Origin of the sequence: Allokutzneria oryzae, assembly GCF_042429765.1 — a bacterium.
Lineage (GTDB): Bacteria > Actinomycetota > Actinomycetes > Mycobacteriales > Pseudonocardiaceae > Allokutzneria > Allokutzneria oryzae.
In genome coordinates this window covers 280,706-304,020 of sequence record NZ_JBHLZU010000011.1, presented here as the reverse complement: position 1 = coordinate 304,020, position 23,315 = coordinate 280,706, and the positions used below count along the sequence as shown (strand labels likewise).

At 66.4% G+C, this 23,315-nt stretch carries 26 protein-coding genes; 3 read left to right on the top strand and 23 right to left on the bottom strand.

The genetic code is table 11. The annotated features are described in order from the left end of the window. Window positions 1-73: 73 nt before the first annotated feature. From ACFFQA_RS15430 to rpsL, 19 genes are all read right to left on the bottom strand, one after another. Complete coding sequence (locus ACFFQA_RS15430; RefSeq protein ID WP_030427404.1) at window positions 74-259, bottom strand: type Z 30S ribosomal protein S14; 186 nt, start codon at window positions 257-259, stop codon at window positions 74-76. 2 nt (window positions 260-261) lie between these two features. Continuing rightward, window positions 262-825 (bottom strand): 50S ribosomal protein L5, encoded by a 564-nt coding sequence (gene rplE, locus ACFFQA_RS15425; protein WP_344873335.1) that lies wholly within the window; start codon window positions 823-825, stop codon window positions 262-264. A 2-nt stretch (window positions 826-827) separates the two neighbouring features. After that, on the bottom strand, window positions 828-1,142 hold the full coding sequence (rplX, locus tag ACFFQA_RS15420; RefSeq protein WP_377852615.1) for a 50S ribosomal protein L24: 315 nt from the start codon (window positions 1,140-1,142) through the stop codon (window positions 828-830). A 2-nt stretch (window positions 1,143-1,144) separates the two neighbouring features. Beyond that, a complete protein-coding gene (gene rplN / locus ACFFQA_RS15415) occupies window positions 1,145-1,513 on the bottom strand; it encodes a 50S ribosomal protein L14 (protein WP_086827450.1) in 369 nt (122 codons plus the stop codon). Between the two features lie 113 nt (window positions 1,514-1,626). Beyond that, complete coding sequence (gene rpsQ / locus ACFFQA_RS15410; RefSeq protein ID WP_254233919.1) at window positions 1,627-1,899, bottom strand: 30S ribosomal protein S17; 273 nt, start codon at window positions 1,897-1,899, stop codon at window positions 1,627-1,629. After that, on the bottom strand, window positions 1,896-2,147 hold the full coding sequence (gene rpmC / locus ACFFQA_RS15405; protein ID WP_377852614.1) for a 50S ribosomal protein L29: 252 nt from the start codon (window positions 2,145-2,147) through the stop codon (window positions 1,896-1,898). The genes rpsQ and rpmC overlap by 4 nt, the downstream gene beginning before the upstream one ends. After that, window positions 2,147-2,566 (bottom strand): 50S ribosomal protein L16, encoded by a 420-nt coding sequence (gene rplP, locus ACFFQA_RS15400; protein WP_030427398.1) that lies wholly within the window; start codon window positions 2,564-2,566, stop codon window positions 2,147-2,149. The genes rpmC and rplP overlap by 1 nt, the downstream gene beginning before the upstream one ends. 3 nt (window positions 2,567-2,569) lie before the next feature. After that, a complete protein-coding gene (gene rpsC, locus ACFFQA_RS15395) occupies window positions 2,570-3,412 on the bottom strand; it encodes a 30S ribosomal protein S3 (RefSeq protein WP_377852613.1) in 843 nt (280 codons plus the stop codon). Continuing rightward, complete coding sequence (gene rplV, locus ACFFQA_RS15390; protein ID WP_086827456.1) at window positions 3,412-3,834, bottom strand: 50S ribosomal protein L22; 423 nt, start codon at window positions 3,832-3,834, stop codon at window positions 3,412-3,414. The genes rpsC and rplV overlap by 1 nt, the downstream gene beginning before the upstream one ends. 35 nt (window positions 3,835-3,869) lie before the next feature. Next, complete coding sequence (gene rpsS, locus ACFFQA_RS15385; RefSeq protein WP_033384221.1) at window positions 3,870-4,151, bottom strand: 30S ribosomal protein S19; 282 nt, start codon at window positions 4,149-4,151, stop codon at window positions 3,870-3,872. An 18-nt stretch (window positions 4,152-4,169) separates the two neighbouring features. Further along, the gene (rplB, locus tag ACFFQA_RS15380) at window positions 4,170-5,003 is read right to left on the bottom strand and encodes a 50S ribosomal protein L2 (RefSeq protein WP_377852612.1); all 834 of its coding nucleotides are present in this window, start codon (window positions 5,001-5,003) and stop codon (window positions 4,170-4,172) included. A gap of 21 nt (window positions 5,004-5,024) precedes the next feature. Continuing rightward, entirely contained in the window at window positions 5,025-5,324 is a 300-nt protein-coding gene (gene rplW / locus ACFFQA_RS15375) for a 50S ribosomal protein L23 (protein ID WP_030427394.1), read from the bottom strand. Further along, a complete protein-coding gene (gene rplD, locus ACFFQA_RS15370; protein ID WP_377852611.1) occupies window positions 5,321-6,007 on the bottom strand; it encodes a 50S ribosomal protein L4 in 687 nt (228 codons plus the stop codon). The genes rplW and rplD overlap by 4 nt, the downstream gene beginning before the upstream one ends. After that, window positions 6,007-6,657, bottom strand: coding sequence for a 50S ribosomal protein L3 (gene rplC, locus ACFFQA_RS15365; RefSeq protein ID WP_377852610.1), 651 nt, complete (start codon window positions 6,655-6,657; stop codon window positions 6,007-6,009). Before rplC ends, rplD begins: the two co-directional genes overlap by 1 nt. 29 nt (window positions 6,658-6,686) lie before the next feature. Continuing rightward, window positions 6,687-6,992 carry a 30S ribosomal protein S10 gene (gene rpsJ, locus ACFFQA_RS15360; protein ID WP_003938093.1) on the bottom strand — a complete coding sequence of 102 codons (306 nt, stop codon included), beginning with the start codon at window positions 6,990-6,992 and terminating at the stop codon, window positions 6,687-6,689. A 405-nt stretch (window positions 6,993-7,397) separates the two neighbouring features. Then, on the bottom strand, window positions 7,398-8,591 hold the full coding sequence (gene tuf / locus ACFFQA_RS15355) for an elongation factor Tu (protein WP_377852609.1): 1,194 nt from the start codon (window positions 8,589-8,591) through the stop codon (window positions 7,398-7,400). Window positions 8,592-8,718: 127 nt separating this feature from the next. Then, complete coding sequence (fusA, locus tag ACFFQA_RS15350) at window positions 8,719-10,818, bottom strand: elongation factor G (RefSeq protein ID WP_377852608.1); 2,100 nt, start codon at window positions 10,816-10,818, stop codon at window positions 8,719-8,721. Window positions 10,819-10,960: 142 nt separating this feature from the next. Further along, window positions 10,961-11,431 (bottom strand): 30S ribosomal protein S7, encoded by a 471-nt coding sequence (rpsG, locus tag ACFFQA_RS15345; RefSeq protein WP_030427389.1) that lies wholly within the window; start codon window positions 11,429-11,431, stop codon window positions 10,961-10,963. Continuing rightward, the gene (gene rpsL / locus ACFFQA_RS15340) at window positions 11,431-11,805 is read right to left on the bottom strand and encodes a 30S ribosomal protein S12 (protein ID WP_030427388.1); all 375 of its coding nucleotides are present in this window, start codon (window positions 11,803-11,805) and stop codon (window positions 11,431-11,433) included. Before rpsL ends, rpsG begins: the two co-directional genes overlap by 1 nt. A gap of 514 nt (window positions 11,806-12,319) precedes the next feature. Between rpsL and ACFFQA_RS15335 the strand changes: the two genes are divergently transcribed. The 3 genes from ACFFQA_RS15335 to ACFFQA_RS15325 are packed head-to-tail and all read left to right on the top strand — an operon-like array spanning window position 12,320 to window position 14,239. Beyond that, complete coding sequence (locus tag ACFFQA_RS15335) at window positions 12,320-12,781, top strand: YbaB/EbfC family nucleoid-associated protein (RefSeq protein WP_377852607.1); 462 nt, start codon at window positions 12,320-12,322, stop codon at window positions 12,779-12,781. After that, a complete protein-coding gene (locus ACFFQA_RS15330; RefSeq protein WP_377852606.1) occupies window positions 12,778-13,125 on the top strand; it encodes a hypothetical protein in 348 nt (115 codons plus the stop codon). The genes ACFFQA_RS15335 and ACFFQA_RS15330 overlap by 4 nt, the downstream gene beginning before the upstream one ends. Before the next feature lies 1 nt (window position 13,126). After that, the gene (locus ACFFQA_RS15325; protein WP_377852605.1) at window positions 13,127-14,239 is read left to right on the top strand and encodes a hypothetical protein; all 1,113 of its coding nucleotides are present in this window, start codon (window positions 13,127-13,129) and stop codon (window positions 14,237-14,239) included. Window positions 14,240-14,399: 160 nt separating this feature from the next. Here ACFFQA_RS15325 and ACFFQA_RS15320 read toward each other — a convergent pair whose 3' ends face one another. The 4 genes from ACFFQA_RS15320 to ACFFQA_RS15305 all read right to left on the bottom strand — a co-directional run bounded on the left by ACFFQA_RS15320 (window position 14,400) and on the right by ACFFQA_RS15305 (window position 23,178). After that, window positions 14,400-18,311, bottom strand: a complete 3,912-nt coding sequence (locus ACFFQA_RS15320; RefSeq protein WP_377852604.1) for a DNA-directed RNA polymerase subunit beta' — start codon at window positions 18,309-18,311, stop codon at window positions 14,400-14,402. A 96-nt stretch (window positions 18,312-18,407) separates the two neighbouring features. Beyond that, window positions 18,408-21,899, bottom strand: coding sequence for a DNA-directed RNA polymerase subunit beta (gene rpoB / locus ACFFQA_RS15315; RefSeq protein WP_377852603.1), 3,492 nt, complete (start codon window positions 21,897-21,899; stop codon window positions 18,408-18,410). A gap of 447 nt (window positions 21,900-22,346) precedes the next feature. Further along, window positions 22,347-22,736 (bottom strand): hypothetical protein, encoded by a 390-nt coding sequence (locus ACFFQA_RS15310; RefSeq protein ID WP_377852602.1) that lies wholly within the window; start codon window positions 22,734-22,736, stop codon window positions 22,347-22,349. A 1-nt stretch (window position 22,737) separates the two neighbouring features. Then, window positions 22,738-23,178, bottom strand: a complete 441-nt coding sequence (locus ACFFQA_RS15305; protein ID WP_377852601.1) for a hypothetical protein — start codon at window positions 23,176-23,178, stop codon at window positions 22,738-22,740. Window positions 23,179-23,315: the final 137 nt, after the last annotated feature.

Below are 23,315 nucleotides of genomic sequence, written 5' to 3'. Positions count from 1 at the left end.
GGTCCGGGTGTCCCGGATATACAGAGCGGCCTGTGGCGAAGTGGGAATCAGTGAGGCACGAGCAGGAGCTGGACTACCAGCTGGACTTGCTCACGCCAGGCAGCTCGCCGCGGTGCGCCATCTGCCGCAGGCAGATACGGCACAGACCGAACTTGCGGAAGACCGAGTGCGGACGGCCGCAGCGGTTGCAGCGGGTGTAGGCGCGCACCTTGAACTTCGGCTTGCGCGCGGCCTTGTTGATCAGAGCCTTCTTGGCCATCGTCAGCTCTCCTTGAACGGGAAGCCCAGGTGCTTCAGCAGCGCCCGGCCCTCCTCGTCGGTCTGGGCAGTCGTGACGACGGTGATGTCCATGCCACGCTGGCGGTCGATCGAGTCGGGGTCGATCTCGTGGAACATCGACTGCTCGTTCAGACCGAAGGTGTAGTTGCCGTTGCCGTCGAACTGCTTCGGCGACAGACCGCGGAAGTCACGGATACGCGGCAGGGCGATCGTCAGCAGCCGGTCCAGGAACTCCCACATGCGGTCGCCACGCAGGGTAGCGCGGGCGCCGATCGGCATGCCCTCGCGGAGCTTGAACTGCGCGATGGACTTGCGGGCCTTGCGGACCTCGGGGCGCTGGCCGGTGATCGTGGACAGGTCGCGGACCGCGCCCTCGATCAGCTTGCCGTCACGGGCGGCGTCGCCGACGCCCATGTTCACGACGATCTTCACGATGCCGGGGACCTGCATCGGGTTCGCGTAGGAGAAGTCGCTCTTGAGCTTGGCGACGATCTCCTCGCGGTACCGGGACTTCAGTCGCGGCAGAGTCTTCTCGGTGGTGGTCATGCTCAGATGTCCTTACCGTTCCGGCGCGACACACGGACGCGGCGACCCTCGTCGGTCGTGCGGGTGCCGACGCGGGTCGGCTTGCCGTCCGAGTCGACGACCATCACGTTGCTCACGTGGATCGGGGCTTCCTGGGTGACGATGCCGCCGGAGGAGGCACCACGCTGGGTCTGCGAGACCTTGGTGTGCTTCTTGATCCGGTTGACACCCTCGACCAGGACGCGGTTGCGGTCCGGGTAGGCCTGGATGACCTTGCCCTTGGCGCCCTTGTCCTTGCCGGCGATGACGACGACCGTGTCGCCCTTCTTGACCTTCATGGTCAGAGCACCTCCGGCGCGAGCGAGATGATCTTCATGAACTTCTTGTCGCGAAGCTCACGGCCGACAGGCCCGAAGATGCGGGTGCCGCGGGGCTCGGTGTCGTTCTTGATCAGAACGGCGGCGTTCTCGTCGAAGCGGATGTAGGAACCATCCGGACGACGACGCTCCTTGAGGGTGCGGACGATGACGGCCTTGACCACATCGCCCTTCTTCACGCCGGCGCCGGGCATCGCGTCCTTGACGGTCGCGACGATCACGTCGCCGATGCCGGCGTAGCGGCGACCGGAGCCACCGAGAACGCGGATGCAGAGGATTTCCTTCGCACCCGTGTTGTCGGCGACGCGCAGCCGCGACTCCTGCTGGATCACTTCTCTTTACTCCCTGACCCTGTGTGGCACACCAGATTTCCGACCTGATGCACGCGGTCTGATTTCCGACCAGTGCCCCGCACCCGGGATTCGGGTGCGGGGCCCTGGCGAACTTACTTGGCCTTCTCGAGGATCTCCACGAGGCGCCAGCGCTTGGTCGCCGACAGCGGCCGGGTCTCCATGAGGAGGACGCGGTCGCCGACGCCGGCGCTGTTCTCCTCGTCGTGCACCTTCACCTTGGTGGTGGAGCGCAGGACCTTGGAGTACCGCGGGTGCTTCTTGCGGTCCTCAAGGGAGACCACGATGGTCTTGTCCATCTTGTCCGAGACGACGTAGCCCTCGCGGACCTTACGGTTGTTACGCACGGTGCTCTTCTCGTCGCTCATGCCGCACCCTCATCCTGAGAGGAGGTCCCGTCCGGGGACACGGACAGGCCCAGCTCACGCTCGCGCATGACGGTGTAGATCCGGGCGATGTCGTGACGGATGGCACGGAGCCGACGGTTGTTGTCGAGCTGACCGGTCGCCATCTGGAAGCGGAGGTTGAACAGCTCCTCCTTGGCTTCCCGCAGGCGCAGGACGAGCTCCTCGTCGGTGAGCTCACGCAGCTCGGAAGCGGTGGTCGCCGCTGCCATCAGAACTCACCACCCTCTCGCGTAACGATGCGGCACTTCATGGGGAGCTTGTGGATCGCGCGGCGCAGGGCCTCGCGAGCCGTGGCCTCGTTCGGGTAGTTCATCTCGAACATGACCCGACCGGGCTTGACGTTGGCCACCCAGTACTCGGGCGAACCCTTACCGGAACCCATGCGGGTCTCGGCAGGCTTCTTGGTGAGCGGGCGGTCCGGGAAGATGTTGATCCACACCTTGCCACCACGGCGGATGTGCCGGGTGATGGCGATACGCGCGGACTCGATCTGCCGGTTGGTCACGTAGGCCGGCTCCAGCGCCTGGATGCCGAACTCACCGAAGACCACCTTGGTGCCACCCTTGGCAGCGCCCGAGCGACTCGGGTGGTGCTGCTTGCGGTGCTTGACCTTGCGTGGGATGAGCACGTCTCAGCCCTCACTCTTCTCGGCCGCGCTGCCGTTGTTGACCGGCGCGGTCGACTCGGTCGCAGCCGACGCCTTGGCCTCGGCCGGAGCCTCGGCAGCGGCACGTCCGGCCTCGGTGCTCGTCGCGGTGGTGCCGGAGGCACCGGAACGACGGCGGGTCGGACGCTCGCGACGCGGTGCGCGGGACTCGGGGGCGACGGACTCGCTCGGCCGACGGCCGCCGACGACGTCACCCTTGTAGATCCACACCTTCACGCCGATGCGGCCGAAGGTGGTGCGGGCCTCGAACAGGCCGTAGTCCACGTCCGCGCGCAGCGTGTGCAGCGGGACGCGACCCTCGCGGTAGAACTCCGAGCGGGACATCTCGGCGCCGCCGAGACGGCCCGAGCACTGCACCCGGATGCCCTTGACCTGCGGGGAGCGCATCGAGGACTGAATGCCCTTGCGCATCGCACGACGGAAGGACACGCGGTTGGACAGCTGCTCCGCGACGACCTGGGCGACGAGCTGGGCGTCGGCCTCGGGGTTCTTGACCTCGAGGATGTTCAGCTGGACCTGCTTCTTGGTCAGCTTCTCCAGCTCGCTGCGGATGCGGTCGGCCTCCGCGCCGCGACGGCCGATGACGATGCCCGGCCGGGCGGTGTGGATGTCGACGCGAACCCGGTCCCGGGTCCGCTCGATCTCCACCTTGGAGATACCGGCACGCTCCATGCCCTTGGAGAGCAGGCGGCGGATCTTGACGTCCTCCGCCACGTACTCCGCGTACTGCTTGTCGGCATACCAGCGGGACTTCCAGTCAGTGGTGATCCCCAGCCGGAAGCCGTGCGGGTTGATTTTCTGACCCACTACCGGGCACTCCCCTTCGCGCTGGTCTTGCGGCCCGAGGCGGCCTTCACGGCCTTCGGGCGCGACTCGACCTCGACGGTGATGTGGCTGGTGCGCTTCCGAATTCGGTACGCACGGCCCTGGGCCCGCGGACGGATCCGCTTGGCCGTCGGGCCCTCGTCCACGTACACCGTGCTCACCCAGAGGGTGTCAGGGTCGAGGTCGAGGTTGTTCTCGGCGTTGGCCATGGCACTGGCAAGCACCTTCGACACCGGACCGCTGGCGGCCTGCGGCGCGAACTGGAGCACTGCCAGGGCCTCCTGGGCGTTGCGGCCCCTGATCAGCTCGACCACGCGCCGCACCTTCATGGGCGACATGTGGACGTAGCGGGCCCGCGCCACGGCGCGCGGGAATTCCTCCGCGCTTGCGGCATCGTTACCCATTGCTGCTACCCCTTGCTCTGCGTTCGGTCACTGGCCTAGCGGCGACGCGACTTGCGGTCGTCCTTGATGTGGCCCTTGAAGGTGCGGGTAGGGGCGAACTCGCCCAGCTTGTGCCCGACCATGGCCTCGGAGACGAACACCGGGACGTGCTTGCGGCCGTCGTGCACCGCGATGGTGTGCCCCAACATGTCTGGAATGATCGTCGAACGACGGGACCAGGTCTTGATCACCGTCTTCTTGCCCGACTCGTTGAGCGCGTCCACCTTCTTGAGCAGGTGGTCGTCAACGAAGGGGCCCTTCTTCAGGCTGCGTGGCATCCTTCACTCCCTCCCTGCTCAGCGCTTCTTACCGGTGCGACGACGCCGGACGATGAGCTTGTCGCTGGGCTTGCTCCGACGGGTACGCCCCTCGGGCTTACCGGCGGGGTTGACCGGGTGGCGACCACCGGAGGTCTTACCCTCACCACCACCGTGCGGGTGGTCGACGGGGTTCATGGCGACACCACGGACGGTCGGGCGCTTGCCCTTCCACCGCATACGGCCGGCCTTGCCCCAGTTGATGTTGGCGTGCTCGGAGTTACCGACCTCGCCGATGGTGGCGCGGCAGCGCACGTCGACGTTGCGAATCTCGCCCGAGGGCAGCCGGAGCTGCGCGTACGGGCCGTCCTTGGCGACGAGCTGAACGCTCGCGCCCGCCGAACGGGCCATCTTCGCGCCGCCACCCGGGCGGAGCTCGATGGCGTGCACCACGGTGCCGACCGGGATGTTACGGAGCGGCAGGTTGTTGCCCGGCTTGATGTCGGCCTTGGGGCCGTTCTCCACCATGTCGCCCTGGCGAAGCTTGCTCGGCGCCACGATGTAGCGCTTCTCGCCGTCGACGTAGTGCAGCAGGGCGATGCGGGCGGTGCGGTTGGGGTCGTACTCGATATGAGCGACCTTGGCCGGCACGCCGTCCTTGTCGAACCGACGGAAGTCGATCAGACGGTAGGCGCGCTTGTGGCCACCACCCTTGTGCCGCGTGGTGATCTTTCCCGATGCGTTGCGGCCGCCACGGCCGTGCAGGGGACGAATCAGCGACTTCTCCGGCGTCGACCGAGTGATCTCGGCGAAGTCGGACACGCTGGAGCCTCGACGACCGGGGGTCGTCGGCTTGTACTTGCGAATGCCCATCTCGTCAGCAGTCCTCGTTCATCAGGCGGCCGGGCCGCCGAAGATCTCGATCGGCTTGCTCTCGGCGGACAGCGTCACGATGGCGCGCTTGGTGTCCTTGCGCTTACCGAAACCGGTGCGGGTCCGCTTGCGCTTTCCCTGCCGGTTCAGCGTGTTGACGCTGACGACCTTGACGCCGAAGACCTTCTCGACCGCGATCTTGATCTCGGTCTTGTTGGCGTCCGGACGCACCAAGAACGTGTACTTGTTCTCCTCGAGCAGCCCGTAGGACTTCTCGGAGATCACCGGTGCGACGAGGATGTCGCGCGGGTCGGGGATCACTTCGCGACCTCCTCCAGCTCGCTGGAGCGCGCGACCGCCGTGGCCGACTTGCCCTTGATCGGGCCGGCGACGAAGACGTCGAACGCGTCCTTGGTGAACACGACGTCGTCGTTGACCAGCACGTCGTAGGTGTTGAGCTGGTCGGGCGCGATGGCGTGCACGTTGGGCAGGTTGCGCAGGCTCAGCCAGGCGGAGTCGTCGCCACGTCCCACGACCACGAGGACCTTGCTCGACTCGCTGGCCAGGGCCAGGACCTTGCGAGCGTCCTTGGTGGAGGGGGCGTCGCCGGCGACGAGGCCGGTGAACACGTGCACCTTGTCGTTGCGAGCCCGGTCGGAGAGGGCACCGCGCAGAGCGGCGGCCTTCATCTTCTTCGGGGTCCGCTGGTCGTAGTCGCGCGGCTGCGGGCCGTGCGAGACACCACCGCCGGAGAAGTGCGGCGCGCGGGTCGAGCCCTGACGGGCGCGGCCGGTGCCCTTCTGCCGGTACGGCTTCTTGCCACCACCGGAGACGGCGCCCCGGGTCTTGGTGGCCGCGGTGCCCTGACGGGCGGCCGCGAGCTGAGCGACGACGACCTGGTGCATCAGCGGGATGTTCGCCTGCACGTCGAAGATCTCAGCGGGAAGCTCGACGGTGCCGTCGGTCTTGCCGTCCGGGGTACGGACGTCGAGGGTCTTGCTCATCACGCACCACCCTTCGCGGCGCTCTTGACGAACACCAGGCCACCCTTGGGACCGGGGACGGCGCCCTTGATGAGCAGCAGCCCGGCGTCGGAGTCGACCTTGTGCACGGTCACGTTCTGGGTGGTCACCCGCACGTGGCCCATCCGGCCGGCCATGCGGACGCCCTTGAACACGCGGCCCGGGGTGGCGCAGCCACCGATCGAACCGGGCGAGCGGTGCACCTTCTCGGCACCGTGGCTCGCGCCGAGGCCCGAGAAGCCGTGCCGCTTCATGACGCCCGCGAAGCCCTTGCCCTTGCTGGTGCCGACCACGTCGACGACCGCGCCGGTCTCGAAGACCTCGGCGGTCAGCTCCTGGCCGACCTCGTAGGTGTCGGCGTCGGGCGTGCGCAGCTCCACCAGGTGGCGGCGGGGGGTCACGCCCGCCTTGGTGAAGTGACCGCCACGGGGCTTGTTGACCTTGCGGGGGTCAATGGCGCCGAAGGCGAGCTGCACGGCCTTGTAGCCGTCTTTCTCATCGGTGCGGACCTGGGTAACCACGCACGGCCCGGCCTTCACGACGGTCACCGGGACAACCCGGTTGTTCTCGTCGAAGACCTGGGTCATACCGAGCTTGGTGCCCAGGATCCCCTTAACCTGCTTGTCAGACATGGGTCTCGTTACTCTCCGCCGCGCCTAGCTCACTGAATGTTGACGTCGACGCTGGCCGGCAGGTCGATACGCATGAGCGCGTCAACCGTCTTCGGCGTGGGGTCGAGGATGTCGATCAGACGCTTGTGCGTACGCATCTCGAAGTGCTCGCGCGAGTCCTTGTACTTGTGCGGCGATCGGATGACGCAGTAAACGTTCTTCTCAGTGGGCAGCGGCACCGGCCCGACGACCCGAGCGCCGGTGCGCGTCACGGTCTCGACGATCTTGCGCGCGGACGCGTCGATCGCCTCGTGGTCGTAGGCCTTGAGCCGAATGCGGATCTTTTGTCCCGCCATGGTGGCTTGCCGTTCCTCGTCTTCTCGTACCGCTGCTGCGGGTTCCTCGTTGCCCATCTGCCCTGGACTCTTGTCGCCCGGGAGGCATTCAGGCCGCGGCTTGCGCCCCTGTTCAGGTGTCACGGTGCCCGGTCCACGCGGTCGGGCGTGTTGCGCCCGTGGGCATGGATCGGCCCCACTGACAACGTCTGTGGGGTGGCCCATCGGCCTTAGCGCCCCCAGCTCCCGCGAGGGAGAACCAGGGCGCTAGGCGCTCGTGCAGAGGCGGCCGGATCGCAGATGTCCCCGACCGCCTCGCCGAGCAACCCAAACAGGATGCCACACGCGGACGTGGGCTTCCAAATCGGGGCAGGCGTTCTGCTGAACGCCGTGGGGGAGGTCACTCGCGACCTCCCCCACCGGGTACTACTTGATGACCTTGGTGACCTGGCCGGCGCCGACGGTCCGACCACCCTCGCGGATGGCGAACTTCAGGCCCTCCTCCATGGCGATCGGCTGGATCAGCTGAACCGACATGTCGGTGTTGTCGCCCGGCATGACCATCTCGGTGCCCTCGGGCAGGGTCACAACGCCGGTCACGTCCGTGGTGCGGAAGTAGAACTGCGGACGGTAGTTGTTGAAGAACGGCGTGTGACGGCCACCCTCGTCCTTGGACAGGATGTAGGCACGGCCCTCGAACTCGGTGTGCGGGGTGACGCTGCCCGGCTTGCACAGCACCATGCCGCGCTCGACCTCTTCGCGCTTGATACCGCGAACGAGCAGACCCACGTTGTCGCCGGCCTGGCCCTGGTCGAGCAGCTTGCGGAACATCTCAACGCCGGTGACGGTGGTCTTCATCGACTTCTCCTTGATGCCGATGATCTCCACCTCCTCGTTCACGTTGATGACGCCACGCTCGATACGACCGGTGACGACGGTGCCACGACCGGTGATCGTGAACACGTCCTCAACGGGCATGAGGAAGGTCTTGTCGATGTCGCGAACCGGCTCGGGGATGTTCTCGTCCACGGCCTTCATCAGGTCGAGGAGCTTGGCGCCCCACTCCTTGTCGCCCTCAAGAGCCTTGAGCGCGGACACGCGCACGACCGGCAGGTCGTCGCCCGGGTACTCCTGCGAGGACAGCAGCTCGCGGACCTCGAGCTCGACGAGCTCCAGGATCTCCTCGTCGTCGACCATGTCGGCCTTGTTCAGCGCGACGACGATGTAGGGCACACCGACCTGACGGGCCAGCAGCACGTGCTCGCGGGTCTGCGGCATCGGGCCGTCGGTCGCCGCGACCACCAGGATCGCGCCGTCCATCTGCGCGGCACCGGTGATCATGTTCTTGATGTAGTCGGCGTGACCGGGGCAGTCGACGTGCGCGTAGTGGCGCGCGTCGGTCTGGTACTCGATGTGGGCGATCGAGATGGTGATGCCGCGGGCCTTCTCCTCAGGCGCCTTGTCGATCTCGTCGAACGGCGTGAAGGGGTTCAGGTCCGGGTACGCGTCGTGCAGAACCTTGGAAATCGCCGCGGTCAGCGTGGTCTTTCCGTGGTCGATGTGACCGATGGTCCCGATGTTGACGTGCGGCTTGGTCCGCTCGAACTTCGCCTTCGCCACTGGATTGTCCTCCTGGACTTAGTTCTTGAGTGTTCGCCGATCGAACGGCGTCCCTGTCAGGGCCGGTGTATCGCGGGAGCCGGGGTCTCCCCCGCCTCCCGCGCACCGAATGTGCGTTGCTCGGGACTTACTCGCCCGTCGCCTTCGCGATGATCTCCTTCGCCACGTTCACCGGAACCTCGGCGTAGGAGTCGAACTGCATCGAGTAGTTCGCACGTCCCTGGGTCTTGGACCGCAGGTCACCGACGTAGCCGAACATCTCCGACAGCGGAACGAGCGCCTTGACGACGCGAGAACCACTGCGCTCGTCCATGGACTGGATCTGCCCACGGCGAGAGTTAAGGTCACCGATGACGTCGCCCATGTAGTCCTCGGGCGTGGTGACCTCAACGGCCATCATCGGCTCCAGGATTACCGGATCGGCCTTGCGCGCGGCCTCCTTGAGGGCCATCGATCCGGCGATCTTGAACGCCATTTCCGAGGAGTCGACCTCGTGGTAGGCGCCGTCCAGCAGGCTGACCTTGAGACCCACCAGCGGGTAGCCGGCGAGCACGCCGTACTGCATGGCGTCCTGGGCACCGGCGTCGACCGACGGGATGTACTCCCGCGGGACACGACCACCGGTCACCTTGTTCTGGAACTCGTACGTCGCACCCTCGTCGGACTGCAGCGGCTCCAGCGCGATGACGACCCGCGCGAACTGACCGGAGCCACCGGTCTGCTTCTTGTGCGTGTACTCGTGCTTGTCCACCGTGCGACGGATGGACTCACGGTAGGCCACCTGCGGCTTACCGATGTTGGCCTCGACCTTGAACTCGCGGCGCATCCGGTCGACCAGGATGTCCAGGTGCAGCTCGCCCATGCCGGCGATGATGGTCTGCCCGGTCTCGTCGTCGAGGTTGACCCGGAAGGTCGGGTCCTCCTCGGCGAGCTTCTGGATCGCGGTGCCCAGCTTCTCCTGGTCGGCCTTGGTCTTGGGCTCGATCGCCACCTGGATGACCGGCTCGGGGAAGGTCATGGACTCCAGCACGATGGGCGCCTGCGGGTCGCAGAGCGTCTCACCGGTGGTGGTGTCCTTGAGACCGATCACCGCGTAGATGTGGCCCGCGATGGCCTCGTCGACCGGGTTCTCCTTGTTGGCGTGCATCTGGAAGATCTTCCCGATGCGCTCCTTGCGGCCCTTGGTCGAGTTGATGACCTGGGTGCCGGAGGCGACCTTGCCCGAGTAGACCCGGATGTAGGTCAGCTTGCCGAAGAACGGGTGCGCGGCGATCTTGAACGCCAGCGCGGAGAACGGCTCCTCGAAGGAGGGCTTGCGGGAGGCAGGAGTCTCGCCGTCCTGCAGGGTGCCCTCGACCGGCGGGAGGTCGTTCGGCGACGGCAGGTAGTCGATGACCGCGTCGAGCATGGGCTGGACGCCCTTGTTCTTGAACGCGGAACCACACATCACCGGGAAGCCGGAGCGGTCGACCACGATCTTGCGGATACCCGCCTTGATCTGCTCGACGGTCAGCTCCTCGCCACCGAGGTAGAGCTCCATGAGCTCGTCGTCGGTCTCGGCGACGGCCTCGACCAGCTTCTCGCGGTACTCGGCGACCACGTCGGCCATGTCGGCCGGGATCTCCTCAACCGTGTAGTCCTCGCCCTTCTGGACCTCACCGCGCCAGGTCAGCGCGCGCATCTCGACCAGGTCGACGAGGCCGATGAAGTCGGACTCGGAACCGATCGGGAGCTGGATGACGACCGGCTTGGCGCCGAGGCGCTCAATGATCGTCTTCACGGTGAAGTAGAAGTCCGCGCCGAGCTTGTCCATCTTGTTGACGAAGCAGATCCGCGGCACGTCGTACTTGTCGGCCTGGCGCCAGACCTGCTCGGACTGCGGCTCGACGCCTTCCTTGCCGTCGAACACGGCAACGGCGCCGTCGAGCACGCGCAGGTTGCGCTCCACCTCGACGGTGAAGTCGACGTGGCCCGGCGTGTCGATGATGTTGATCTGGTGGTTCTTCCAGTAGCAGGTCGTCGCGGCGGACGTGATCGTGATGCCGCGCTCCTGCTCCTGCTCCATCCAGTCCATCACGGCGGCGCCGTCGTGCACCTCGCCGATCTTGTAGCTAATCCCGGTGTAGAACAGGATCCGCTCGGTCGTGGTGGTCTTGCCCGCGTCGATGTGGGCCATGATCCCGATGTTGCGGACCTTGGCCAGGTCAGTCAGCACGTCGAGTGCCACGGGTCTCGTCCTCGTTTCGTGTTTGCAAAAGGCGCGGTGGGGCGGGCGGTGAAAACTGAGCTGAAAGGTCCTGCCGGCAGGCCGTGCGGTGGATCGCCGCTCGACCTGCGAGCAGGCCCCTCGAGCCCGGCGCCCGCCGGACTCACCAGCGGTAGTGCGCGAAGGCCTTGTTGGACTCGGCCATCTTGTGCGTGTCCTCGCGGCGCTTGACGCTCGCGCCGAGGCCGTTGCTCGCGTCGAGCAGCTCGTTCGCCAGGCGGTCGATCATGGTCTTCTCGCGACGGGCGCGGGAGAAGCTGACCAGCCAGCGCAGCGCCAGCGTGGTGGAGCGGCCGGCCTTGACCTCGACCGGCACCTGGTAGGTGGCGCCACCGACGCGACGGCTCTTGACCTCGATGGTCGGCTTCACGTTGTCCAGCGCGCGCTTGAGCGTCACGACCGGGTCGGCCTGGTTCTTCTCACGGCAGCCTTCGAGGGCGCCGTAGACGATGCGCTCGGCGATGGACCGCTTGCCGTCGACCAGGACCTTGTTGATCAGCTGGGTGACCAGCGGCGACTGGTACACCGGGTCCGCGATGAGCGGCCGCTTCGGGGCCGGGCCCTTGCGAGGCATTAGCTCTTCTCCTTCTTGGCGCCGTAGCGGCTGCGGGCCTGCTTGCGGTTCTTGACGCCCTGGGTGTCCAGCGACCCACGGATGATCTTGTAGCGCACGCCGGGGAGGTCCTTCACACGACCGCCACGCACGAGCACCATCGAGTGCTCCTGCAGGTTGTGGCCCTCACCGGGGATGTATGCGGTGACCTCGATGCCGCTGGTCAGCTTCACGCGAGCGACCTTGCGGAGGGCGGAGTTCGGCTTCTTGGGCGTGGTGGTGTAAACGCGGGTGCACACACCGCGCCGCTGCGGACACGCCTTGAGCGCCGCGGTCTTGGTCTTGGTGACCTTGTCCTGGCGGCCCTTGCGGACCAGCTGCTGGATCGTGGGCATGGACCGTCTTTCTGTAGCGTTCGCGTCTTCGGGCACCCAGCCGGGCGCCGCAGGCACTGTGTACTTGGGTTCCTCCGTACCCCGAGGTCGGGCGTGTCGCCCGCTCCTGGGTCCTCCTGGCGACCACGAAAATCCATGGAGCGCCCATCAGAGATGAGAAGGAGTTCCGTGCTCTCGCCCCGGGCCTGGTGCACGAAACACGCACGGCACCTGCCCAGAGGCAGACGGAGCGGCCCGACGCTAGTCGGGCACGAGCAGCAAAGATACCTTCGCGTGCTCGCCCGGGTCAAAACGGGGGGCTGTTATCCGCGCGACGCGGCCGGTCAGTGGCGCCGACGCCGCTGAACCAAGGCTATCGCGCCAGGTCCGCGCCCCTGCGCCCGGGGTGACTCGACCCCGGAGTGTGACGAGCGTGACGTCTCGGACCACCCGTCCGGTTCGCTCGATCCCGCCGTGCCCGGACACGCGAAGCGAGACACTCGACACGCAGCGCGATCAGAGCGAGGGGGACGACGTGACCGAGGAATTCGACCGGCTGGTCGAGCAGTTCGAGCGCTTCCAGGAAGACAGCAGACGGGCTGAGGACCGGCTCGCGCGCTACGACGGGATGCAGCAGCAGATCGCCGCGCTGGAGGCGACCGCCCACTCCCCCGGCCGCGAGGTGACGGTGACCGCGGGTCCGGGCGGGGCGGTGACGAACATCGAGTTCACCGACCGCGCGTTGCAACAGAGCCCCCAGGCGCTGAGCGCCACCGTGATGACGACGCTGCGCACCGCGGTCGCCGCCGCTGCCCGCCAGCAGGCAGCGGTCGTGCAGGAGTTCGTCGGCGACGACATGAACGTGCTCGACCAGGTGCTCCAGACGCAGTCGGAAATGCTTGGCGTACCAGTGGATCAGCTCACCTCGGACCTCCCGGGCTCCGGCGCGCCGAGGTCGGAGTACCTGCGCGGCCTCTACAACGAGGACGACCAGTGAGCGGCGGGTTCCGGGTAGACCCGGACGCCCTTGACCGCGCCTCGAAGCGGGTCGGCGCGCTGCGCGCGAAGGCGGACGGCGCCAGGAAGAAGCTGACGGAGGCGGATGTCCCCATGATCGCGTGGGGACTGCTGGGCACCATCACGATGCAGTCGGCCTGCTATTCCGCGTTGATCTCCGACCTCCACGACTGCATGAAGCGGACCACCGAAGGCGTGACGCGCGCCGGAGACAAGCTCAAGAGCTGCGGCGCGGCTTATCGGGATTCCGACACCAACACCCGCGACGCGGTTCTGAAGCTCGTCAAAGAGCTGGAGACGATGAACCGACCGCAGGGAGACTGAGATGGCCGAGAACTTCTTGGACCGGAATCTCCAATCGGTCCACGACAACGCCTTTCCTGGCTGGTCAAAGTTCGGTGAGAATGTCGCGACAAACCTTCCGGGCCCACTCGGCTCTGCCGCAAAACTCATCAAAGGCGGTGCCACCTACGGCAAGGACGGCACTCAGGCAGCCGACTTCGCTGCCATCATCGGCGATGCGAGCTCGCTGATCACATCATGCGCGGGTATGGCGGCCAGCTTGCGGGTCGACCCCCTCGGCTTCCTCATCAACCAGGGCCTCTCATTCCTCATCAACGTGTGCACGCCGATCAAGCAGGCAATCGACCTCGTCAGCGGAAACCCGGACGCGTTGAGCGCCTCCGCCACGAAGCTCCACGAGGTGAGCAAGGACCTTCTCGCGCTCAGCAAGGACTTCTCAACGGCTCTTGACGAAGAACTCAAGGACTGGGACGGCGCGACTGCCGAGAAAGCACGGGAACGACTGCGCGATTTCGACATCGCCGTCCAAGGCGTCGCAGGTCAGAACGGCGACGTCGCGACCGTGTTGCAGTGCAACAGCATGGTCATGAAGATCGCGGAGGACTTCCTCAAGGGCCTGTTGGTCGACCTTGTCGAGTGGCTGATCGTCACGTGGATCGCCGCGGTCGCGTCAGCACCGGTCACCCTTGGCGGCTCGACCGCCGTTGCAGGCAGCTTGACCGCCGCCAAAGCGGGCCAGAAGGCCATAGAAGCGTCCGCGCTCGTGAAGAGACTGCAGAAGTTCCTCGGGCTCAACACGAAGTTCATGCAGAACATTCGGTCGAAGCTGAGCGGGTCCGAATGGGAGAGAAAGTTCCTCACCGAAGGGACAGGCAAGGCAGCGAAGGCCGCGAGCGGACTCGGCGGCGCACTGAGGGAGTCAGTGGCCGGCCAGGGGAAGAAGCTGGTCGGCATGGACAAGACAAAAGTCTGGGAAGAAACGGGGAAGGCAGACGAAAAAGTCGAGTACACCGACCCGCTTAAGATTGCCAGCAAGGCTGCGGGCTACGCGAAAGGGGTCTACCTCGCAGCCAAGTACGGTACCGAAGGAGAGGATGTCTCGAACGCCGAGATGAAGAAGGGACTCGACATCTAGCTGGACTCGCCACAGTTCGCCGCGCGATCTCGTCCATGCAGATGCGCTTCCTCTGCTACCGGAATGTCTTTGGGGGCAAGGAAGCCTGGCAAGCGGCACACCACGAAGAAGCCCCCGGCACTCCGGGTGCCGGGGGCTTCTTGCGTTACTGACTAGGGCTTCAGCGGAAGTCGCGGCCGAAGTCGTAGTCGTCCAGCGGGACCGCCGCACCAGTGCCCGTGCCGAAGACGTCCGGCGTGTAGTAGCCGTCGTCGTAGGACGGGATGGCGTAGGCCGCGGCCCGCGCTTCCTCCGTCGGCTGGACCTGGATGTTGCGGTACCTGTTGATGCCCGTACCGGCCGGGATCAACTTACCGATGATCACGTTCTCCTTCAGGCCGATCAGCTTGTCGCTCTTGCCGTTGATGGCGGCGTCGGTGAGGACTCGCGTGGTCTCCTGGAAGGAGGCCGCCGACAGCCACGACTCGGTGGCCAGCGACGCCTTGGTGATACCCATCAGCACCGGGCGGCCGGAGGCGGCCTCGCGGCCCTCCGCCACGACGCGGCGGTTCTCCGCCTCGAAGTCGGCGCGCTCGATCAGCGCACCGGGCAGGAACTCCGCGGCACCCGAGTCGATGATCGTCACCCGGCGCAGCATCTGCCGGACGATGACCTCGATGTGCTTGTCGTGGATCGACACGCTCTGGGTGCGGTACACCTTCTGGACCTCGCGGACCAGGTGCAGCTGGGCCTCGCGCGGACCCATGACGCGCAGCACCTCGTGCGGGTCGACAGCACCCTCGAGCAGCTGCTGACCGACGGTGACGTGGTCGCCGTCCTGCAGCGGGCGCTCGGAGCCGTCCGCCTTGATCGTCGCGAGCCACTGCCTGCGCGACAGCTTCTCGTAGACGATCTCCTCGGAACCGTCGTCCGGAGTGATGGTGATCTTCCGGAAGCGGTCGCCCTCCTCGATCTGCACGCGACCGTCGGTGTCGGCGATCGGCGCCTTGCCCTTGGGGACGCGGGCCTCGAAGAGCTCGGTGACACGGGGCAGACCGGTGGTGATGTCGTCGCCGGCCACACCACCCTGGTGGAAGGTGCGCATCGTCAGCTGCGTGCCGGGCTCACCGATGGACTGCGCGGCCACGATGCCGACGGCCTCGCCGACGTCCACCAGCTGGCCGGTGGCCATCGAGCGGCCGTAGCAGGTCGCGCAGACGCCGACCTTGGACTCACAGGTCAGGACGCTGCGGACCTTGACCTTCTGCACGCCACCGGCGAACAGCGCGTCGATGGCCGGGTCACCCAGGTCGCCACCCTTGCCGACGAGCAGGTTGCCCTCGGCGTCGGTGATGTCCTCGGCGGCCGCACGGGCGTAGACGCTGGTCTGCACGTAGCGGTGCTTGACCGGGGTGCCGTCCGCGCCGGGCTCGGTCAGCGGCATCACGATGCCGCGCTCGGTGCCGCAGTCGATCTCGCGCACGATGACGTCCTGCGAGACGTCCACCAGACGACGGGTCAGGTAACCCGAGTCGGCGGTACGCAGCGCGGTGTCGGCGAGGCCCTTGCGCGCACCGTGGGTGGCGATGAAGTACTCGACCACGGACAGCCCCTCGCGGAAGCTGTTCTTGATCGGCCGAGGGATGTACTCACCCTTCGGGTTCGTCACCAGGCCACGCATACCGGCCAGCGACCGGACCTGGGTCATGTTGCCCGCCGCGCCGGACTTGACGATCACCTTGATCGGGTTGTTGTCCGGGAAGGCGTCTTCCATGATCGCGGCGACCTCGTTGGTCGCGTTGGTCCAGATCTTGACCAGCTCGTTGTTGCGCTCGGTGCGCGAGAGCAGACCGCGCTGGTAGCGCTTCTCGACCTGGGCGGCCTTGTCCTCGTGCTCGTCCAGGATGCCCTGCTTGGCCTCCGGCACGAGCACGTCGGCGATCGCGATGGTCACGCCGGAGCGGGTGGCCCAGTAGAAACCGGCGTCCTTCAGCCTGTCCAGCGTCTGGGCGACGGTCACCATCGGGTAGCGCTCTGCGAGGTCGTTGACGATCTCCGACTGCCGCTTCTTGGGCAGCACCTCGTTGATGAACGGGTAGTCCGACGGCAGCAGCTCGTTGAACAGCACCCGGCCCAGGGTGGTCTCGGCCAGCCACGGCTGACCGGGCTCCCAGCCCTCCGGCTGCGCGCCACGCGGCGGCACCTGGTCGGTGAGGCGGATCTTGATCTGCGCCTGCAGGTCGATCACGCCGCGGTCGAAGGCCATGATGGCCTCGGCAGGCGAGGTGAACGCGCGGCCCTCGCCCTCGGCGTTCTCCACCCCCTTGGTCAGGTGGTAGAGGCCGGTGACCATGTCCAGACGCGGCATCGCCAGCGGCCGCCCGGAGGCGGGCGAGAGGATGTTGTTGCTGGACAGCATCAGGATGCGGGCCTCGGCCTGCGCCTCGGCCGACAGCGGCAGGTGCACCGCCATCTGGTCGCCGTCGAAGTCGGCGTTGAAGGCCTCACACACCAGCGGGTGCAGCTGGATCGCCTTGCCCTCGACCAGCTGCGGCTCGAACGCCTGGATACCCAGGCGGTGCAGCGTCGGAGCACGGTTGAGCAGCACCGGGTGCTCGGTGATGACCTCTTCCAGCACGTCCCACACGGCGGGGCGCGAGCGCTCCACCATCCGCTTGGCGGACTTGATGTTCTGCGCGTGGTTGAGGTCGACCAGCCGCTTCATCACGAAGGGCTTGAACAGCTCCAGGGCCATCTGCTTGGGCAGACCGCACTGGTGCAGCTTCAGCTGCGGGCCGACCACGATGACCGAACGGCCGGAGTAGTCGACGCGCTTGCCGAGCAGGTTCTGGCGGAACCGGCCCTGCTTGCCCTTGAGGAGGTCGGACAGCGACTTCAGCGGGCGGTTGCCGGGACCGGTGACCGGGCGACCACGGCGGCCGTTGTCGAACAGCGCGTCGACGGCCTCCTGCAGCATCCGCTTCTCGTTGTTGACGATGATCTCGGGCGCGCCGAGGTCGATCAGTCGCTTGAGGCGGTTGTTGCGGTTGATCACGCGGCGGTACAGGTCGTTGAGGTCGGAGGTCGCGAAGCGGCCACCGTCGAGCTGCACCATCGGACGCAGGTCCGGCGGGATGACCGGAACGCAGTCCAGCACCATGCCCTGCGGGTTGTTGCGGGTCGCCTGGAACGCCGCGACGACCTTGAGCCGCTTGAGCGCGCGGAGCTTCTTCTGCCCCTTGCCAGAGCGGATGGTCTCGCGGAGGTTCTCGCCCTCGGCGTCGACGTCGAAGTTGGCCAGCAGCTTCTGGATCGACTCCGCGCCCATGGCGCCGGTGAAGTAGTCGCCGTAGCGGTCGACGAGCTCGCGGTAGAGCAGCTCGTCGGCGATCAGCTGCTGCGGCGCCAGCTTGACGAAGGTGTCCCAGATCTCGTCGAGACGGTCGATCTCGCGCTGCGCCCGGTCACGGAGCTGGCGCATCTCACGCTCGCCGCCCTCCTTGACCTTGCGGCGGACATCGCTCTTGGCGCCCTCGGCCTCCAGCTCGGCCAGGTCGGTCTCGAGCTTCTGGGCGCGGGCCTCGATGTCGGCGTCGCGCTTGTCCTCGACGCGCTTGCGCTCGACCTGGATCTCGTTCTCGAGGGTGGCCTGGTCGTTGTGGCGCATCTCCGTGTTCACCGTGGTGATCACGTAGGCGGCGAAGTAGATGATCTTCTCGAGGTCCTTGGGGGCCAGGTCGAGCAGGTAGCCCAACCGGCTCGGGACGCCCTTGAAGTACCAGATGTGGGTGACCGGGGCGGCCAGCTCGATGTGGCCCATCCGCTCACGGCGCACCTTGGCGCGGGTCACCTCGACGCCGCAGCGCTCACAGATGATGCCCTTGAAGCGGACTCGCTTGTACTTGCCGCAGTAGCACTCCCAGTCCCGGGTCGGACCGAAGATCTTCTCGCAGAAGAGTCCGTCCTTCTCGGGCTTGAGGGTGCGGTAGTTGATGGTCTCGGGCTTCTTGACCTCGCCGTAGGACCACTGACGGATGTCGTCGGCCGTCGCGAGGCCGATGCGGAGCTCGTCGAAGAAGTTGACGTCAAGCACGTCGGCTCTTCTCCCCTTTTACATTCGGGATTTAGGGGCAGGTGACTGACCGGAGGCGGGTGGGCGCGAGGCCCTTCCCCGCCTCCGGCAGCGAGGTCAGTTCATGACGTCGTCGACGGACGGCGACTCGACCCTGGACAGGTTGATCCCGAGGTTCGCCGCGGCGCGCTCGAGGTCCTCGTCGTCGGTGTCGCGCATCTCGATGGCGGCACCGTCGCTGGAGAGCACCTCGACGTTCAGGCACAGCGACTGGAGCTCCTTGAGGAGCACCTTGAAGGACTCCGGGATACCCGGCTCGGGAATGTTGTCGCCCTTGACGATGGCCTCGTAGACCTTCACGCGGCCGATCACGTCGTCGGACTTGATCGTCAGCAGCTCCTGGAGCGTGTACGCGGCTCCGTAGGCCTGCATCGCCCAGCACTCCATCTCACCGAAGCGCTGGCCACCGAACTGGGCCTTACCGCCGAGCGGCTGCTGGGTGATCATGGAGTACGGACCGGTCGACCGGGCGTGGATCTTGTCGTCGACCAGGTGCAGCAGCTTGAGGATGTACATGTACCCGATGGAGGTCGGGTACGGGTACGGCTCGCCGCTGCGGCCATCGAACAGCTGCGCCTTGCCGTCGCCGCCGACCATCCGCTCGCCGTCCCGGTTGGGGCGGGTCGAGGACAGCAGGCCGGTGATCTCCTCCTCGCGAGCACCGTCGAACACCGGGGTGGCGGTGTTCGTGCCGGGCTCGACCTGGAGCAGCTCCTCGGGCATGCGCTTGGCCCAGTCCGGGTCGCCGTTGATGCTCCAGCCCTGCTGGGCGATCCACCCGAGGTGGATCTCCAGGATCTGGCCGATGTTCATACGACGCGGGACACCGTGGGTGTTGAGCACGACGTCGACCGGGGTGCCGTCCGCGGTGAAGGGCATGTCCTCGACGGGCAGGATCTTGCCGATGACGCCCTTGTTGCCGTGGCGGCCTGCGAGCTTGTCGCCGTCCTGGATCTTGCGCTTCTGGGCGACGTAGACCCGGACCAGCTCGTTGACGCCGGGGGGCAGTTCGTCGTCGTCCTCGCGGCTGAAGACCCGGATGCCGATGACCTTGCCGGTCTCGCCGTGCGGGACCTTCAGCGAGGTGTCGCGCACCTCGCGGGCCTTCTCGCCGAAGATGGCACGCAGCAGGCGCTCCTCGGGGGTCAGCTCGGTCTCGCCCTTGGGCGTGACCTTGCCGACGAGGATGTCGCCGTCGCGGACCTCCGCGCCGATCCGGATGATGCCGCGCTCGTCGAGGTCGGCGAGCACGTCCTCGGAGACGTTCGGGATGTCCCGGGTGATCTCCTCCGCGCCGAGCTTGGTGTCACGGGCGTCGATCTCGTGCTCCTCGATGTGGATCGAGGTGAGCACGTCGTCCTGCACGAGGCGCTGCGACAGGATGATCGCGTCCTCGTAGTTGTGGCCTTCCCACGGCATGATCGCGACGAGCAGGTTCTTGCCCAGCGCCATCTCGCCGTTCTGGGTGCACGGACCGTCCGCGATGACCTGGCCCACCTCGACCCGGTCGCCCTCGTTCACGATGGGCTTCTGGTTGATGCAGGTGCCCTGGTTGGAGCGGCGGAACTTGTGCAGGCGGTAGGTCTGCCGGGTGCCGTCGTCGGCCATCACGGTGGCGTAGTCGGCGCACAGCTCCTCGACCACACCGGCCTTCTCCGCGACGACCACGTCACCGGCGTCGACCGCGGCGCGCAGCTCCATGCCGGTGCCGACCAGCGGGGACTCGCTGCGCAGCAGCGGCACCGCCTGGCGCTGCATGTTCGCGCCCATCAGGGCGCGGTTGGCGTCGTCGTGCTCGAGGAAGGGGATCATCGCGGTCGCGACGGAGACCATCTGCCGCGGCGACACGTCCATGTAGTCGACGACCTGCGGGGACACCAGGTCGATGTCGCCACCCTTGCGGCGGATGAGGACGCGGTCCTCGGTGAAGTTGCCGTCGGCGTCGAGCACGGCGTTGGCCTGCGCGATGACGTGGCGGTCCTCTTCATCCGCGGTCAGGTAGTCGATCTGGTCGGTGACCTGACCGTCGATGACCTTGCGGTACGGCGTCTCGATGAAACCGAACGGGTTGACCCGCCCGAACGACGCGAGCGAGCCGATCAGGCCGATGTTCGGGCCTTCCGGCGTCTCGATCGGGCACATGCGGCCGTAGTGCGAGGGGTGCACGTCGCGGACCTCGAAGCCGGCGCGCTCACGGGAGAGACCACCGGGACCCAGCGCCGAGAGGCGGCGCTTGTGGGTCAGACCCGCGAGCGGGTTGGTCTGGTCCATGAACTGCGACAGCTGGGAGGTTCCGAAGAACTCCTTGATCGCGGCGACGACCGGACGGATGTTGATCAGGGTCTGCGGCGTGATCGCCTCGACGTCCTGAGTGGTCATCCGCTCCCGGACCACGCGCTCCATCCGGGACAGACCCACGCGGATCTGGTTCTGGATGAGCTCACCGACGGTGCGCAGGCGGCGGTTGCCGAAGTGGTCGATGTCGTCGACCTCGACGGGGACCTCGACGGCCTCCTCACCCTCGCCGACCGTCATCTGCACCTCGCCCGCGTGCAGGCGCACGAGGTACTCGATGGTGGTGACGATGTCGTCCTCGGTCAGCACGCCGGTGGTGAACGGAGCGGCGGTGCCGATCTTCTTGTTCACCTTGTAGCGACCGACCTTGGCCAGGTCGTAGCGCTTCTCCTTGAAGAACAGGTTCTCCAGCAGGGTCTGCGCGCTCTCCTTGGTCGGCGGCTCGCCGGGACGGAGCTTGCGGTAGATGTCCAGCAGGGCCTCGTCCTGGCCCGCGGTGTGGTCCTTCTCCAGCGTCTGCATCAGCGTCTCGCTGAAACCGAACCGCTCACGGATGGCCTCGGTGGTCCACCCGAGCGCCTTGAGCAGCACGGTGACCGGCTGACGGCGCTTGCGGTCGATGCGCACACCGACGGTGTCGCGCTTGTCGACGTCGAACTCCAGCCAGGCACCCCGACTGGGGATGATCTTGACGCTGTAGACGTCCTTCTCGGTCGTCTTGTCGATCGCGTGATCGAAGTAGACGCCCGGGGAGCGCACGAGCTGGGAGACCACGACCCGCTCGGTGCCGTTGATGACGAAGGTGCCCTTGTCGGTCATCCGCGGGAAGTCACCCATGAACACCGTCTGGCTCTTGATCTCGCCGGTGGTGTGGTTGGTGAACTCCGCGGTGACGAACAAGGGCGCCGCGTAGGTCATGTCCTTGTCCTTGCACTCCTCGACGGAGGCCTTGACCTCGTCGAAGCGCGGGTCGGAGAAGGACAGCGACATCGAGCCGGAGAAGTCCTCGATCGGGGAGATCTCGTTGAGGACCTCCTCAAGACCGCCGACGGGGATCTCGTCGCCGGCGTCGATGCGTCGCTGGAACCACGCGTCGGCGCCGATGAGCCACTCGAAAGACTGGGTTTGCAGAGCCAGGAGGTCGGGAACCTCCAGCGGCTCACGAATCTTCGCGAACGAGACCCTCTTGGGCGCTCCAGGGATCCCCGACGTGGAGTTGGTCGCAGTGGCCTTGGTCGCGCGGGAGACTGCCAAGATGCGTCCTTCCAGGGACTGTTGCTAGCTTGAGCTGCGCGAGCAGCCGATCTAGCACAGTTGTCAAGAGGTGCGGTAGTGCCCTGAGATCCTAAGCCCCGGGGTAGGGCGCGGAGAAAGAGGGCAGCGCAAAGGGGCAGTCTAGCCACGCGAACGGCGACTGTCGAGTGGGGCCGGCCAGAAGAACCGCCCACTGCTCACGGACAGAGTGACCTCAGCGCGGCCATCCGTCAAGGTGCCACGCGTTGATCACTCCCCTGGCGCAAAGCGCTCTCACCAGCCGTAACCGGGGCGGACCGCGATCACCGGCGGAAACACACGATGAGCGGCCTCTCGCCACCTGGCCAGGAGCGTCACGGACGAGTATGGCGAACGCCACACCGACATCGCCAACCGGGGGTCTTTACAAATGGCCCAAGTCACGTTTTTCCAGCGCCGAACGGTCGGTCAGCGCAGGTATGTCGTGGGCGGCCAGTCGTCATCGTCCATCGGATCGGGCTCCTGGCGGACCGGCGGACGCGGCCGCCGCGGTCGGACGTCCTCGGCGCGGACCTCGCCCAGGTACGCCTCGCCACGGGCGGAGTGCTTCTCGCGTTCCACGTCGGACAGCTGGCCGTACCACTGCATGAAGTCGGCCGCCCTGGTGTTGATGGCTTCCTCGTAGGCGGATGAGGTCATCAGCTTCCGAAGGTCTCCCCTCCCCGCAAGCACGCCGGTCGCCAGGTCCCTCAGTTCCGGCCCGGCCGCACCGGTCGCCATCTGCTCCAGACCATTCCGGAGGAGCTTGGCCAGTGCGGGGTCGTCCGCGAGACCTGCCAAAGGGTCGTGCTGGCTCATGTCACGCTCCCGGATGCCGATAGTCGATGACGGGCATCTTCATCGTGGTGAAGGCTGGGTCGTTCGCCATGCTCTGCATGACGCCGATGGAGCTGTGGAGAACGTTCTGCACTTTGGTCATCAACTGTGTCGCTTCTCCCCACAAGCTGATGATTTTGGCGCATTGGAAGGCACCCAGCCCCAAGCTGACAAAAACCCCAGCTCCACTTGAAGCGATAAACGGGGCAACCATCAATGTGAGACCCAGCACGACGAGACGATCAAGGATACCCTTCAGGATATCGGCCGTAGCTTTGGCACAATGCCACACGGTCTCAGCGACGAGCAGGTACTCCTCGTGGAGCTTCTGAAGTGCCGCTGCCTGCGACTCCAGTGCACGGATCGTGTAGTCGAAGTAGCCGAACGCGGATTCGGCTGCTTTCCCGTCCCACCTGGCATCCACGGGCTGCAATCCCCACCTCAGGTTGCCAGCAGTCGTTGTAGAGCTTGAGTGGATCGGTGAACTCCTTCGGCTTGGCGGGAGGAACGAGGTGCCGCCTCGGATCCTCGCGGTCGGCGCAGGGGGCTATCGGCCCCTGG

Bases quoted from the DNA above. Each gene is read 5' to 3' on its own strand.
- rplX (WP_377852615.1), bottom strand. From the start codon at position 1,142: ATGAAGGTCAAGAAGGGCGACACGGTCGTCGTCATCGCCGGCAAGGAC.
- rplB (WP_377852612.1), bottom strand. From the start codon at position 5,003: ATGGGCATTCGCAAGTACAAGCCGACGACCCCCGGTCGTCGAGGCTCC.
- rpsQ (WP_254233919.1), bottom strand. From the start codon at position 1,899: ATGAGCGACGAGAAGAGCACCGTGCGTAACAACCGTAAGGTCCGCGAG.
- rpsG (WP_030427389.1), bottom strand. From the start codon at position 11,431: ATGCCTCGCAAGGGCCCGGCCCCGAAGCGGCCGCTCATCGCGGACCCG.
- rpmC (WP_377852614.1), bottom strand. From the start codon at position 2,147: ATGGCAGCGGCGACCACCGCTTCCGAGCTGCGTGAGCTCACCGACGAG.
- rplC (WP_377852610.1), bottom strand. From the start codon at position 6,657: ATGTCTGACAAGCAGGTTAAGGGGATCCTGGGCACCAAGCTCGGTATG.
- rpsL (WP_030427388.1), bottom strand. From the start codon at position 11,805: ATGCCCACGATCCAGCAGCTGGTCCGCAAGGGCCGCCAGGACAAGGTC.
- rplE (WP_344873335.1), bottom strand. From the start codon at position 825: ATGACCACCACCGAGAAGACTCTGCCGCGACTGAAGTCCCGGTACCGC.
- rplV (WP_086827456.1), bottom strand. From the start codon at position 3,834: ATGGGTAACGATGCCGCAAGCGCGGAGGAATTCCCGCGCGCCGTGGCG.
- ACFFQA_RS15310 (WP_377852602.1), bottom strand. From the start codon at position 22,736: ATGAGCCAGCACGACCCTTTGGCAGGTCTCGCGGACGACCCCGCACTG.
- rplD (WP_377852611.1), bottom strand. From the start codon at position 6,007: ATGAGCAAGACCCTCGACGTCCGTACCCCGGACGGCAAGACCGACGGC.
- ACFFQA_RS15325 (WP_377852605.1), top strand. From the start codon at position 13,127: ATGGCCGAGAACTTCTTGGACCGGAATCTCCAATCGGTCCACGACAAC.
- ACFFQA_RS15430 (WP_030427404.1), bottom strand. From the start codon at position 259: ATGGCCAAGAAGGCTCTGATCAACAAGGCCGCGCGCAAGCCGAAGTTC.
- rpsS (WP_033384221.1), bottom strand. From the start codon at position 4,151: ATGCCACGCAGCCTGAAGAAGGGCCCCTTCGTTGACGACCACCTGCTC.
- rpsJ (WP_003938093.1), bottom strand. From the start codon at position 6,992: ATGGCGGGACAAAAGATCCGCATTCGGCTCAAGGCCTACGACCACGAG.